This is a genomic window from Stenotrophomonas sp. GZD-301 (genome assembly GCF_049310345.1).
Lineage (GTDB): Bacteria > Pseudomonadota > Gammaproteobacteria > Xanthomonadales > Xanthomonadaceae > Stenotrophomonas.
Genome location: NZ_JBMOWY010000041.1, coordinates 26,108 through 38,364, shown reverse-complemented (window position 1 = coordinate 38,364; position 12,257 = coordinate 26,108). Strand labels below are relative to the sequence as shown.

Here is a 12,257-nt window from a genome sequence, read left to right as displayed (position 1 = left end):
CTGTCGGTCTGCGAGGACGGCTGTTAGGCGGCGGCGTCCAGCACGCCGGGGTGGTTGTTTCGGGGCGTGTTCACCGCGCGGCTGACGCGATACGCCTCCATCGCTGGCGGCTGGCTGGCCAGCAGCATCGCGATCGCCGCGTCGGCGTCGGCCGCGATCCACTCTTCGGCCTGGCCGGGGTCCAGCCACACCGGCATCCGGTCGTGGATGTCCGCCGACACGCCGCTGCTGTCGCCGGTGATCACGGTGAAGGTGCCGAGGTTGTCCGGGTCCAGCAGGGGGCTGGTGTCTTCCCAGAGGCCGGCGGCCCAGAGCGGGGTGGCCGCGTGGATGAACCACGGGTCCTTCTTCCCGTCCTCTTCGTTGACCGACCACTCGTAGTAGCCGGCCATCGGGATCAGGCACCGCCGCTTCTTGAATGCCGCGCGAAACGCCGGCTTCTCCGCGACGGTCTCGATCCGGGCATTGATCGTGGAGCCCTGGAGCTTCTTGGCCTTGGCCCAGAAGGGCAGGAGGCCCCAGGACAGCCTGGTGAGCTGCAGGCCCGTGCCGCGGTCAAGGATCACCGATGCGCGCTGGGTCGGGGCCAGGTTGTAGCTGGCCGGCATAGACAGCAGGTCGCCCACGAGCTGGGGGAACAGCCTCGCGTCTGCGTCGCGGATGGGGATCTGGACGAATCGGCCGCACATGGCCCGGACGATACTCCCCGCCGCCCCGCCTGACCTTCGCACGGCCTACACCCTGACCGGCGGGGCCCGCCGTGCCCGACGCGCAGACAGGCGGTTCCCCAATGGCCGCCCTTGCCGCGGTGGCGGATTCTATCCCTGCCGGACCCGGGGCCTTTGGCCGCTCATCCCGGGGGCGCCTGAGCCGCGCCGCGCCGGCGCCCTTCGCGCAGCGGAAACAACTGGTCGCAGACCATGAGACCCCGGTTCGTATCCTGCCGCCATGCTTCCTCATGACTTCGAATGGGCGATGTCCCTCCCGAACCCAGACTGCCGACCGGACGTGATCCGGCACCGGGGGCAGTGGGTTGCCAGGCTGCACCAGCGGGTGGACAACGGGTTGTGGTTTGCCGAGCTGGACGTGCAGCGGGAGCGCCGGCACAAAAGGCCCTGCCAGAGCTACGACACCGGGATCATCGGGGTCGAGCTGTGGGTTGAGCGACACCAGGATCGGCTGCGAACCGAGGTGCTGGCCAAGTACGCAGACGCCAAGTTCCCGATCAAGCCAGTGGGAACGCCGGACGCCGCACCTCCAGGCGCATAGGCGAGATGGCCGGCGGGCTCCAGGTCGCAGCGACCGCGACAGCAGGGTGCCAACATGGCTGGATGGCAAGATCACAGAGCGACAGGAGCCAGCTTGAGGCCAAGGCCTCGCGGCAATACCAGCGGGCGGCAGAGCTTGAGCGCGATCGCTCAGGCAGTTGGCGCGCGCGGGCACGCCGGCACCGCGCGGCGAACATGTTGCGTGAGGCGGCCGGCCGGCACGAGGCCGCTGCGTGGCGGCTAGCGGAGCCAGACCCGCCGGACGACCTCCCGTTCTAGACTGCCTTCTTCAGGCGGATGGGCGTGATCGTTGCCGCTTTGCCGGTCAACAGATCGTAGAGCGCGGCGATGGCGGCGCGCTTCTCCGCGTCGTACTCGTACATGTTGTAGTGCCGCTTCTGGACGCCACTGAGGCCGTGGGACTGGACGTGCCCCCGGACCTCTTCGGAGTAGCCGGCAGCCGCCAGGCGGGTTTCGACGGTGCGCCGCAGATCGCCGGGCGTGAAGCGCGGCCCCTCCAGCTCGTCGCAGGCGGCCATGTCGTCCACAACCTTGTCGAGCGCCCCGCGGAAGACGTCGTAGGTTACCGGCCGCAGGCCGCCGGTGATGCTGAACAGGTAGGGCCCATCCGCTTCACCGCGCATGACTTGGAGCGCGGCCAGGCTGTGGTCGATCAGTGGCACGAAGTGGAGGCGAGGCCGCTTGCGCCGGCCCTTGATGTCGAGGATCCGCACGGATGCGTGGTCCCGGTCATAGTCTGCATCCACCATGCGTGCCATCTGTTTGATGCGCTGGGCCCCCAGCAGCAGGTGGAAGCGAAGCATGGCGCCGCGCGCGTCGGTCATTGCGGCGATCCGCCGCCAGTAGGCTCGCAGGTCCGCGATGGAGAGGGCATGGTTTCGTGGCGCGCCACTGTCGATCGTGGCCAGGTCGTGAGCCGGGTTGCGGGAAAGGTTGACCGCCCGCAGGGCGTCGGGCGCCGCTGCGTCCTGCTTTGCCCGGATTGCTGAAGCGTACGCCGCACGCAGGTAGGAGCGCATCTTGCCCGCCTCCCGCAGCTTCCCGGCCTTGATGAGGCGGGCCATGACCGGGATGAGGTCGTCCAGCTCCACCTGCGCCGCTGGCATCGCCCAGAGGTCGGGCCAGGCTCGTTCTAAATGCAGCTTCACGGCTCTCTCGACGCCGCCGGCGCTGACCTTCCCGGCATCCTTCAGGCTTTCCACGTAGGCGTTCATCAGCGCGCCAAGCGTCGCCTTCTGCCGCCGCCCAGTTGCGACGGCTTCAGCTGCCTTGGCGCGCTCTGCTGCGGCGGCCTCATCCGCAATCGCTTGTCGCAGGTCGCGGTCGCCGCTCTGGTAGCGGCGGGAGAGCGCAGCTGCTGCCTCTCGCGCATCGGCCAATGCCCAGCCGGTGCCGATCGCAATCCGGTCGCGTTGACCGTTAGGCTTCGTGTATCGGTAGTAGAACTTCAGCTGCCCGCCGGCCAGCTTTCGCACGTCCAGACATCCAACACCCCGCGGGGCGGGATCCGAAGCCCACTCGCCCGTTGGAAGCGCGGCCAGCGCCTTTGCAGTAAGCATTCCCTTCATCGTGCTCATTGGTGACCGCTCGGTGACCGTTTGTCCGTGGAAAGTGGTGGACGATGATGGGCGCTGGTGGTCTCACAACCTGAGAAAATCAACCACTTAGCTTAAGGTGTGAGCTTCTGTGGAAGGCTGTGGAGGCCCGCTAGGGGCCTCATAATCCTTTGGTTCCAGGTTCGAATCCTGGTGGGCCCACCAAAGAAATCAGGCACTTAGGGTTTCCCCGAAGTGCCTGATAAGAGCTTGCGGAACAATGGTCGGAAGAATTACCGCCGTCGCGGAGGTTTCACGACGGGAAGATCGTAGTCGTAACGACCGGTCGTCGGCGGCGACTGATGGCCGGCAGCATCCTGCTTGTCGCCCTGGTTGCCGACGGTATCTGTGACGCCGCGATGCTTCAGCCAGTGCAGGGAGAGGCGATCCTGCTGCTCGATCACGCCCAAGCGGATGGCAGTGGTGATGAAGCGCTGCCAAGCGCTCTCGAATGATGACATGGCCATCGAGTTGCCGGTTAACCAGCAGAAAACGGTGCTCTGGTGCAAGCGGAATGTTTAAGCGCCGGCCTTCAGGATTCCCAATCTCACGGCGACGTATCGCCAGTTCATCCCACGGAGGACTAGGACGGAATCTGTTGATGTCTATACGATGAACGCATGCCCTGAACTCAATGTGGCGAGTTCATCGGCAATGGCCTCTGTGAGGTCATTCACCTCCTGCGATCGATGTTTGTATTCGTCGGTAATCTGCTCTTGGCTCTTATTTGCCAGGAAGAACAGTGCATGCCCGGACGCTCGAATGAGACACGCAATGGGCGCGTTTGGATTAATCTGGTTTGCTAGTAGCCAGCGGTCGATGGCCCTATTGGACAGTCCAGAAAGCGCCTCAGTCCGCCAGCAATGGCTGTTCACGACGCATAAGATCCTGCGTTGAGCGTCGATTCTGTTGTTGAATTCACTCATCGTTTCCGTACCGAGGTGAGTAGGGTTTGCATCCAGTCTTCGACCAATTCCAACTGAGTAAATGCGGATCTAGCGAGGTCCGGTGAGATGCTTTCGCCCAATCCGCGTGTGCAGAGCAGGCGTGCTCGCTCTAGGGTAAGGAAGGTCTCCTCCGAGATGTCCAATCCCTCTGTCCCTAACCGACGCGCGGCGTGGCGCGAAAAATCAGGCGCGCCAACTCCAAGTGAGTAACACGTGGCCACATTGCGGATCGCAAGGAAAATGTTAGACAGCTCAAAGACTACGCTGTTTGAACCTGCTCGAATTGACTTCGCCGATTTCTGAAACAATTCTAAAAATCTTTGACAATCCTCAGTAGCAGCTAGGTATGCGGCCGGGCTCCCAAGCCCGCGCAGGTAGTCAGAACTGTCGAGCGAGTGAAGAAGACGAGCCTCCAAGAAGAGGTGCCAGGCGAACGGAGTGCCCATCCGCCAGATCTCAGCCATCCGGCCATATGAGTAGACAGAGTAGATGTCGGGGTTGAATCTAGAGTCAGCGCCAGCCGTCAATGCCAAAAGGTCGACGTCAGACTCGGGAGTGACCTCGCCTCTGCAAACTGATCCAAAAGCGTAGATATGCGTCATTAGCGTCGATTAAAGCGCTTTACGATGATGGCCATGAAAAAGCCAAAGAGCACAAGGCGAACAAAAGTTACGGATGCGATGTAGCTCGAAGGAAAGTGGGGTGGGGCACTGGTCCCCAAGAAGACCTGGGGCGCGCTCAGGAATGCACTCCAGTAGCTACTGACTAGCGACCTGTCTCGATAGGTGAAGACGTCGAAGAGCGTCATTAAGAAAAAAATGACGAAGACCGCGCGGGCTAGCTTCCATGTGCTTTCACCGTTACCCCACACCAAGTCTAGCAACTTGAAGTTACTCCATCTCAAGAACTGTTCGACACGTTTCCAAGATCTGTACTTTCTGCGATAGTAAGCTTCGCCAGATCGCCATGCCTTGAGTAGATGCTCCTCCGTGGCGGCTAGCTCGACCTTGATCGCCTTGTTTACCGATTCGGCGTCACCAAGCTGTTGGTAGTTCATGCGCAGTGTGCGGGCAAATCTTATCTTGAGGTTCTCGCCGTTCGGGCAGCCTGTTGAAAGAACGTCGTTGTCAATGTCTGTCCTTTCAAAGATTGCGTATTGGAAGTTGCAACCGCTGAAGCTGGATCCATGAAGGTTGGTGCCGATAAACCGGCATCCTGTGAAGTTGCAAGAATCAAATCTGCAGTTGCGCAAGTAGCACGCGTCGAATGCGCAGTAGCTAAAATCAACATTCGTGAAGCTGATTCCCTTTGCGATCAGTCTAACGAACTGAACATTGGTTTGCTGGGCATTTGAAACACTGCTGATGAACTTCTTGTCCTTCAGTTCAAACTTGTTACTTTCACTAAGGATTGAATTTTGCTCTTTGATGCGGGGCATTTAGTTTGCCTCCCAAATGGGTGCTTGGTCGGTAAGATGGTCGCAGTCGATGCTTGGCCGGGAGATGGCCGAATCGTTAGATGGAAATATACTTGATGGGCTCCCGGTTTCTATGCGCAAGTGAGCGGCGCGCATCCTTCCATTCGAGCAGAAGAATCTCTCACTTGACATCGTTGCTGCCAACTCAGGCACAGAGTCACAGCGCTATAGCTTTGAATCAGCCTCCCTGCGTCGCGGCATGCGCCCAAACCTCCCTAGTAGGCTTCCGCCAGATCGCCCGGAACTCGAGCCACGATCATGCGGTGGACGGCTATCCACACGTCGCCGCCAACGTGCTGGCCTTGTCAGAGACGCTGTGAGGCATTCCAGTAGCCCCGCCACCGCGGCCGTTACAGCAGCAGCAACGCCGCAACCAACGCCGGAGGCATCATCAAGATGCCCAGGCGCAGGAAGCTGAGCCCGCTGACGTGCTCGCCTTCCCGCCGCAGGGCGACCAGCCAGAGCATGGTGGCGAGCGACCCCGTGACTGACAGGTTCGGCCCCAGATCGACGCCGATCAACAGGGCGGCGCGGGTCTGCGCGGGCACGTCGGCGATGTGGCCCACCGAGCCGGCCACGAGCCCGACGGGCAGGTTGTTGGCGAGATTGCTCAGCACGGCCGCTGCGATGCCCGCCGCCCAGCTGGCCTCGGTTGGAGAGCGGTGCGCGAGAGTCTCCAAGGCGCGGGCAGCCATTTCGATCACCCCCGTCTGTGCCACGGCTTCCACCAGGACGAACAGCCCGGCAACCAGCGGCAACACACCCCACGACACGTGCCGGAGGACCGGCAGGGGGCTGAGGCGCTGCCGCACGCGGATGGCCGCGAGGGTGGCCGCGCCGGCGCAGAACGTGGTGAGCCCGAGCGGTCCATTCATGGCGGAGGTGACGAGCAGCACGCTGCCCGTGAAGGCGATCCCGATCGCGCACAGGCGTCCACCGTCGGACAGCGCCGCCTGCTCCGTCAGCACGGCCAGCGGCTGTGCAAGCTGGCGCCGGTGGGCCAGGCGCAGCACCAGATACGTCATGCCGATCGCCGCCAGCGACGGGAGGGTGAACTGCCGCAGCCATTCCGGCAGGGACGGCATGTGGCTGCCGTAGACGACCAGGTTGGCGGGGTTGGAGATGGGCAGCACGAAGCTGGCCGCGTTGGCCACGAAGGCGCAGATGAACAGGTAGGGCAGCGGATTGGCCCGTGCCGCCTTGCAGGCTGCATAGACCGCCGGCGTCAGCACGACGGCCGTGGCGTCGTTGGAGAGGAAGATCGTCACCAGCGTGCCCACCAAGAACACCAGATCGAACAAGCGCTGCCCCGAGCCTTTGGCGTGCCCCACCGCATACGCCGCGAGCCAGTCGAAGAGACCTTCCTGCCGTGCCAGTTCCGCCAGCACCATCATGCCGATCAGGAACAGGTAGACGTCGCCTCCCTCGGCCACGGCGGCGATGGCGGTATTCAATGGCAGCAGCCCGGTAGCCGTCAGCAGCGCAGCCGCCCCCAGTGCCCAGGCGTACTCGGGTACCCGCCAGGGGCGAAAGATGACGCCGCAGGTGGCAACGGCGGTGACGATCCAGATCAGCAGGGACGGGGTGGAGATCTGCATCGATTGCTCAGGGGGGCTCAATGGCCAGCGTCGGAGGGCAGCGTTGTTGATCGCGTGGCCGCTGCGTCTGCGCACGCCCGCAAGGCGACATCATACCCGGCGCCCCGCCCGGCAGCCGCGGCGCGCCACCGCGCCGCAGCCGGTTCGCCCGGGCAGGGCCGGACTCAGCTGCGGCACCACTCGGCATGGTTACGAGGGCAGGCCAGATTGAGGTTGGCAGGGTGTGGGAATGCCGGCGAGAACCACATCAACCCGGGCACGCGCTGCGAGGCATACAGTCGCCGGACACCTGCGCATTCCATAGGCTGCACATGCGGTGGCTGATGACCTCGCCACCCGACGGCGGGGCACCCACGCGCTGATGACCGCCCGTCACCGCGATCATCAATCAGCGCAGATACCCCGACCGCTCGATCACCGCATCCACCGCAGCCACATCGTCATACCGCAGCTCCAGCAAGTCAGCGATCGCCTTGGTCTTGTCCGGCTGTGCGGCGTAGTACGCGCCTGCGATCCGGTAGCCCACGTAGTACCCCAGGTCGCTGACCCCGAATCGGTTGTTGCTGCTGTTGTACAGCCAGTCGCGGTAGTCGTTGCCGCGCCGGTCGGCCTGGAACCGCACCTTCAGCTCGGCCTCGTGTGCGGGCCCGTACACGTACAGCGGCAGATCGGGCTTCTTGCCGGTGACCAGCTCGGCGACCAGCTCCGCCACGCCTTCGCGCAGTGCGTACTGGGCGAGGGTATCGCCGGCGTCGACCTGCTGGGTGTGGATGTACTCGTGGATGTTGTTCTGCCCGTTGTTGTGGAACGGCTGCGAGGCATAGAAGGTGCGCAGCCGCGTCTGCAGGGGCGCGGGAAGCTCTGAAACATCGACGCTGTCGTCGCCCAGGGCGAGCTCGGCACCGATCAATACCTTGTCGTCCAGCGTGGTGCCGCCGGTGCGCAGCACGCCGATGGCGTAGGTGATGCTGGCCGGGCGCAGGGCGGGATACAGGCGTTTGAGTACGGTCAGGTCCGCTTCGAGCGCGGCGGTGGCGGCGAAGGCACGACCGGTCAGCGAGCGCACCGAGGCCCAGTAGCGCGGCCAGTCATTGATCGCCGCGACGTACTGATCGTCGGTGTAGCCGCGCGCCTGCATCAGGGCGTGCAGGCCGGGCGTGCCCTTGTCGATGTAGAGCGTGTTGATCAGCTGCTTCTTGCGTGCCGGATCGCTTTCGGCGCGGATGGCGTCGTGGGCGATCCAGAAGTTCGCGATGTCGCGTGTCTCGACCAGCGGCGTGGCGGCCGCAGCCGCCGGCACCGTGCCCGCTGCAAGAAATGCCACGAGCATCCACATCCATGCCTTCATGTCGGTCGCCTTCCAGTGGGTATCCACCGTTGGATGCAGCAGGCGCCGGGAAGGTTTAGAGGGCGGCAGCTCGGCAACAGCACCGACCCGCAGCGGGCATTCCCCTGAATGCCCGCCCGGCCGCGCGGTTACTTCGGCATCAGCACGCTGTCCACCACGTGGATGACGCCGTTGGACTGGGTGACGTCGGCGATGCTGATTGCCGCCTTGCCGCCCTTGGCATCCACCACCCAGAGCTTGCCGTCATGCAGTTTGATGGTCAGCGGTTCGCCTTGAACGGTCTTGAGGGTTGCCGTGCCGCCGTGCTTTTTGGCGTCGGCGGTCAGCTGCATGGAGGTATAGGTGCCGGGGACGACGTGATAGGTGAGGATCTTGGTCAGGTCGGCCTTGTGCTCGGGTTTGATCAGGGTATCGACGGTGCCGGCCGGCAGTTTGTCGAAGGCGGCGTTGGTGGGCGCGAAGACGGTGAAGGGGCCTTTGCCGTTGAGGGTATCCACCAGACCGGCGGCCTTCACGGCGGCAACCAGGGTGGTGTGATCCTTGGAGTTGATGGCGTTCTCAACGATGGTCTTCGTCGGGTACATCGCTGCGCCCCCGACCATGACGGTATCGGCGGCAAAGCTGAGCGAGGCGGTGGTGCCGAGGACGGCAAAGCTGGCTGCGACGGCGACGCGTTGAAGAAGAGCGTGCATGGTGCTTCTCCTGATCGGGTGTGCCCTCGGGGTGAGGGGTACTGACAGGTACGCGGCGGGCAGACGCGCGGATGCACGCCGGAGCAACTATTTACACAGGCGCATTCAGCTTCCTTCGCTCCCGAGGGGTGGGACAACACGGTCTCCACGCGGCGGCGCGTACCCTCCGCCGCACCGGATTCACCTCGGCAACCAACAGCGCAGCACACAAGGAGCGTTTCAATGGCACTGGACATCCGCATCGCAACGCCTTCGGACCTGCCGCAGGTGGCGCCGCTGTTCGATGCCTACCGGCAGTTCTACGCGCAGCCTGCCGATCTGCCGCTGGCGACGGCGTTCATGCGCGAACGCCTGGAAGAGGGATCTTCGCTGGTGCTGGTTGCCGTGGATGCATCGGGCGCGCTCGTCGGGTTCACCCAGCTCTATCCCCTGTTCGACTCCGTCAGTGCCGTGCGCAGCTTTGTGCTGTACGACCTGTACATCGCACACGCGGCGCGGCGGCAGGGGGCTGCACGGGCGTTGATGCTGGCGGCGGTCGAGGAGGCGCGCCGACGGGGCGCGGGCCGGCTGGAATTGCAGACCGCGCGGACCAACATACCCGCGCAGAAGCTCTACGAAGGGTTGGGCTGGGCGCGCGATGACGACTTCTTCGTGTACGCCTTCCATCCCTGATCGCTGGCACGGCCCTAGAATGGGCGAGCCGCCGGGGGGCGGGATCAACCGCGTGGGGAGCGTGCGATGCGTGTGGGCGGACCGTCATTGAACCAATTGCGTGCCGAGCGCGATGCGCTGCAGTACGCAATCGATGTGGAGGCGGCGCGGTTGGCAGCGCAGCAGACACCGGCCGACCGCTACGCGACGGCCTTGATGCCGCTCACCTCGCAACTGGTCGAGATCCGTCATCGGATTCTGCTGAAGACGCCTGCACGCGAGGCGATGGCACGCTGCCGTGAACTGGAGCGGCTGGCGGCGGCGGGGGCGGGGGCGGTTGGCACGGCCGCCGAACAGTACGCGCTGGCATCGGAGCTGCGCGATCTGCAGCTGCATTTCAGCTCGGCCCGGCGCCGTCCGCTGACGTGGAAGGCGGTGCTGGCACTCGGGGCCGTCGTCGCCGCGATGGTGTTCCTGCCTGGCCTGATCGTGGATTGGCTGACGCGTTAGTGCGCGGCAACGACAGGCTCGGCCGGACGCTCCCGCCGCGCCCGGCGCGGCACCTCGACGATGCGCGGGGCCTGCGCAGCCGTTCCTCGGCCTCGCGTCAGCCCGTGACCAGACCGTGCCCGCCGACGGGTGCGGTCTCGAAGCGCTCGCCGAAGCCGGTGATCATCGGCCGCGCCTGGGCGATGGTGGCCTGTACGGCCGGCAGGGCAAGCGAGGCGCGGTGCAGCTCGGCGCTTTCCCACGCCTCGGTGATCCAGATCGCGTCCGGATCGGCGGGATCGGTGGCGACCACGTAGCTCAGGCAGCCGGGCATGGCGGCGGTCCCGTCCAGCAGGAGCGCGATCACCCGATCGCGCTCGCCGGCCGCAGTCTTCATCTTGCCGATCAATCCGTACATGGTGCACTCCGAAACAGGTCAGGTGCCCATGCTGGGCATGCGGGCGGCACAGGTCAACGCCCGCCGCATTGAGGGGCGGGCGACGCTGCGGTATCCTGCGCGCCGCTTTCGCCTCCGGGCCGGACCTGCTGTGATGACGCCACCCTGACAACGCGCTGACGACGCGCCCGTGCCAGTGCCGGGTCCAGGGAGTGCCTTGCTTTCATCACACAACGCGCCGCGCGCCGCGCCGGTGCGTGGAGTTTTTTCCATGTCCGTTTCCTATCCGCTGCGCCAGCAATGGCTCGGCAATATCCGTGGCGACCTGCTGTCCGGCGCCGTCGTGGCGCTGGCGCTGATTCCCGAAGCGATCGCCTTCTCGATCATCGCCGGCGTCGACCCCAAGGTCGGTTTGTACGCGTCGTTCTGCATCGCGGTGGTCACCGCCATCGCCGGCGGCCGCCCCGGCATGATTTCGGCGGCCACCGGCGCGATGGCCCTGGTGATGGTCGACCTGGTCCGCGACCACGGCCTGCAGTACCTGCTGGCCGCGACGATCCTGGCCGGCCTGCTGCAGGTGGTGGCCGGCGCATTGAAACTGGGGGCGCTGATGCGCTTCGTGTCGCGCTCGGTGATCACCGGTTTCGTCAACGCCCTGGCCATCCTGATCTTCCTGGCGCAGATGCCCGAGCTGATCGGGCGGTCCTGGCAGGTATGGGCGGTGTGCGCGGCCGGGCTGGCGATCATCTACCTGCTGCCGCGGCTGACCCGTGCGGTGCCGTCGCCGCTGGTGGCGATCGTGGTGTTGACCGCCCTGTCGATCGGGCTTGGCTGGGAGGTGCGCACGGTCGGCGACATGGGCGCACTGCCGGACAGCCTGCCGACGTTCCTGTTCCCGGATGTCCCGTTGACCTGGGACACGCTGCGCCTGCTGCTGCCGGTGTCGGCGACGCTGGCTGTGGTGGGCCTGCTGGAGTCGATGATGACCGCGCAGATCGTCGAGGACATGACCGACACCCCCAGCCAGCGCAACCGCGAATGCGCCGGACAGGGGCTGGCCAACATCACCGCCGGGCTGTTCGGCGGCATGGGCGGCTGCGCGATGATCGGGCAGTCGGTGATCAACGTGTCCTCGGGCGGGCGCGGGCGGCTGTCGTGCCTGGTCGCCGGTGTGCTGTTGCTGCTGCTGGTGGTCTATGGCGCCCACTGGGTGCGGCAGATTCCGATGGCCGCGCTGGTGGCGGTGATGATCATGGTCAGCATCGGCACGTTCCATTGGCGCTCGTTCCAGGAACTGCGGCTGCACCCGACGAGCTCGTCGCTGGTGATGGTGGCCACCGTGGTGGTCACCGTGATCACCCACGACCTGGCCAAGGGAGTGCTGACCGGGGTGCTGCTGTCGGCGCTGTTCTTCGCGCGCAAGGTCGGGCGGATGCTCGATGTCCAGGCCGTCGCGCAGGCCGATGGCAGCTGCACCTACACCGTTGCCGGGCAGGTGTTCTTCGCGTCGGCCGGGCAGTTCGCTGCCAGTTTCGATCTGCAGCATGTCCCGCCGCGCGTGGCGATCGACCTGTCAAACGCGCACTTCTGGGACCTCAGCGCGGTGGCTGCGCTGGAACGGGTGGTGGCCAGGCTGCGTGCGCATGGCGCGCAGGTCGAGGTGCGCGGGCTCAATGCGGCCAGCCAGACCCTGGTCGAGCGCCTGGCGCGGACACCGGGCGTGGACGGGCCGCCACCGGGCGGACACTGAACCCGGTCAGGAAACGCGGCTAAA

14 protein-coding genes are annotated in these 12,257 nt (G+C 65.0%); 4 read left to right on the top strand and 10 right to left on the bottom strand.

From position 1 onward, the window contains the following. Nucleotides 1-23: 23 nt before the first annotated feature. A complete protein-coding gene (locus ACO6VK_RS11105) occupies nt 24-689 on the bottom strand; it encodes an SOS response-associated peptidase (RefSeq protein WP_422507105.1) in 666 nt (221 codons plus the stop codon). 286 nt (nt 690-975) lie between these two features. On the opposite strand from ACO6VK_RS11105, the gene ACO6VK_RS11100 reads away from it, so the two are divergent. Then, a complete protein-coding gene (locus tag ACO6VK_RS11100; RefSeq protein WP_422507103.1) occupies nt 976-1,269 on the top strand; it encodes a hypothetical protein in 294 nt (97 codons plus the stop codon). Nucleotides 1,270-1,543: 274 nt separating this feature from the next. On the opposite strand, the gene ACO6VK_RS11095 is transcribed toward ACO6VK_RS11100, so the two are convergent. The 8 genes from ACO6VK_RS11095 to ACO6VK_RS11060 all read right to left on the bottom strand — a co-directional run bounded on the left by ACO6VK_RS11095 (nt 1,544) and on the right by ACO6VK_RS11060 (nt 8,946). Continuing rightward, nucleotides 1,544-2,764 (bottom strand): site-specific integrase, encoded by a 1,221-nt coding sequence (locus ACO6VK_RS11095; protein WP_422507101.1) that lies wholly within the window; start codon nt 2,762-2,764, stop codon nt 1,544-1,546. A gap of 353 nt (nt 2,765-3,117) precedes the next feature. After that, entirely contained in the window at nt 3,118-3,393 is a 276-nt protein-coding gene (locus tag ACO6VK_RS11090) for a hypothetical protein (protein ID WP_422507099.1), read from the bottom strand. A gap of 96 nt (nt 3,394-3,489) precedes the next feature. After that, entirely contained in the window at nt 3,490-3,810 is a 321-nt protein-coding gene (locus ACO6VK_RS11085; RefSeq protein WP_422507097.1) for a hypothetical protein, read from the bottom strand. Further along, the gene (locus tag ACO6VK_RS11080) at nt 3,807-4,433 is read right to left on the bottom strand and encodes a nucleotidyltransferase domain-containing protein (protein ID WP_422507095.1); all 627 of its coding nucleotides are present in this window, start codon (nt 4,431-4,433) and stop codon (nt 3,807-3,809) included. Before ACO6VK_RS11080 ends, ACO6VK_RS11085 begins: the two co-directional genes overlap by 4 nt. After that, the gene (locus ACO6VK_RS11075) at nt 4,433-5,269 is read right to left on the bottom strand and encodes a pentapeptide repeat-containing protein (RefSeq protein ID WP_422507093.1); all 837 of its coding nucleotides are present in this window, start codon (nt 5,267-5,269) and stop codon (nt 4,433-4,435) included. Before ACO6VK_RS11075 ends, ACO6VK_RS11080 begins: the two co-directional genes overlap by 1 nt. A gap of 389 nt (nt 5,270-5,658) precedes the next feature. Continuing rightward, complete coding sequence (locus ACO6VK_RS11070; RefSeq protein WP_422507091.1) at nt 5,659-6,906, bottom strand: arsenic transporter; 1,248 nt, start codon at nt 6,904-6,906, stop codon at nt 5,659-5,661. A gap of 388 nt (nt 6,907-7,294) precedes the next feature. Continuing rightward, a complete protein-coding gene (locus ACO6VK_RS11065) occupies nt 7,295-8,242 on the bottom strand; it encodes a hypothetical protein (protein ID WP_422507236.1) in 948 nt (315 codons plus the stop codon). 140 nt (nt 8,243-8,382) lie between these two features. Continuing rightward, a complete protein-coding gene (locus ACO6VK_RS11060; protein WP_422507089.1) occupies nt 8,383-8,946 on the bottom strand; it encodes a fasciclin domain-containing protein in 564 nt (187 codons plus the stop codon). Nucleotides 8,947-9,168: 222 nt separating this feature from the next. On the opposite strand from ACO6VK_RS11060, the gene ACO6VK_RS11055 reads away from it, so the two are divergent. Beyond that, on the top strand, nt 9,169-9,618 hold the full coding sequence (locus ACO6VK_RS11055) for a GNAT family N-acetyltransferase (RefSeq protein ID WP_422507087.1): 450 nt from the start codon (nt 9,169-9,171) through the stop codon (nt 9,616-9,618). A gap of 87 nt (nt 9,619-9,705) precedes the next feature. Further along, nucleotides 9,706-10,107: a hypothetical protein gene (locus ACO6VK_RS11050; RefSeq protein WP_422507085.1), complete on the top strand. Its 402-nt coding sequence runs from the start codon at nt 9,706-9,708 to the stop codon at nt 10,105-10,107. A 97-nt stretch (nt 10,108-10,204) separates the two neighbouring features. Here the strand turns inward: ACO6VK_RS11050 and ACO6VK_RS11045 are convergent, their stop codons facing one another. Then, nucleotides 10,205-10,504, bottom strand: coding sequence for a putative quinol monooxygenase (locus tag ACO6VK_RS11045; RefSeq protein ID WP_422507083.1), 300 nt, complete (start codon nt 10,502-10,504; stop codon nt 10,205-10,207). A gap of 250 nt (nt 10,505-10,754) precedes the next feature. On the opposite strand from ACO6VK_RS11045, the gene ACO6VK_RS11040 reads away from it, so the two are divergent. After that, nucleotides 10,755-12,233, top strand: coding sequence for a SulP family inorganic anion transporter (locus ACO6VK_RS11040; protein WP_422507081.1), 1,479 nt, complete (start codon nt 10,755-10,757; stop codon nt 12,231-12,233). Nucleotides 12,234-12,257: the final 24 nt, after the last annotated feature.

Excerpts from the sequence above, each read along its gene's own strand:
- ACO6VK_RS11105 (WP_422507105.1), bottom strand. The coding sequence starts at position 689 with ATGTGCGGCCGATTCGTCCAGATCCCCATCCGCGACGCAGACGCGAGG.
- ACO6VK_RS11100 (WP_422507103.1), top strand. The coding sequence starts at position 976 with ATGTCCCTCCCGAACCCAGACTGCCGACCGGACGTGATCCGGCACCGG.
- ACO6VK_RS11085 (WP_422507097.1), bottom strand. The coding sequence starts at position 3,810 with ATGAGTGAATTCAACAACAGAATCGACGCTCAACGCAGGATCTTATGC.
- ACO6VK_RS11080 (WP_422507095.1), bottom strand. The coding sequence starts at position 4,433 with ATGACGCATATCTACGCTTTTGGATCAGTTTGCAGAGGCGAGGTCACT.
- ACO6VK_RS11075 (WP_422507093.1), bottom strand. The coding sequence starts at position 5,269 with ATGCCCCGCATCAAAGAGCAAAATTCAATCCTTAGTGAAAGTAACAAG.
- ACO6VK_RS11070 (WP_422507091.1), bottom strand. The coding sequence starts at position 6,906 with ATGCAGATCTCCACCCCGTCCCTGCTGATCTGGATCGTCACCGCCGTT.
- ACO6VK_RS11065 (WP_422507236.1), bottom strand. The coding sequence starts at position 8,242 with ATGTGGATGCTCGTGGCATTTCTTGCAGCGGGCACGGTGCCGGCGGCT.
- ACO6VK_RS11060 (WP_422507089.1), bottom strand. The coding sequence starts at position 8,946 with ATGCACGCTCTTCTTCAACGCGTCGCCGTCGCAGCCAGCTTTGCCGTC.
- ACO6VK_RS11055 (WP_422507087.1), top strand. The coding sequence starts at position 9,169 with ATGGCACTGGACATCCGCATCGCAACGCCTTCGGACCTGCCGCAGGTG.
- ACO6VK_RS11045 (WP_422507083.1), bottom strand. The coding sequence starts at position 10,504 with ATGTACGGATTGATCGGCAAGATGAAGACTGCGGCCGGCGAGCGCGAT.
- ACO6VK_RS11040 (WP_422507081.1), top strand. The coding sequence starts at position 10,755 with ATGTCCGTTTCCTATCCGCTGCGCCAGCAATGGCTCGGCAATATCCGT.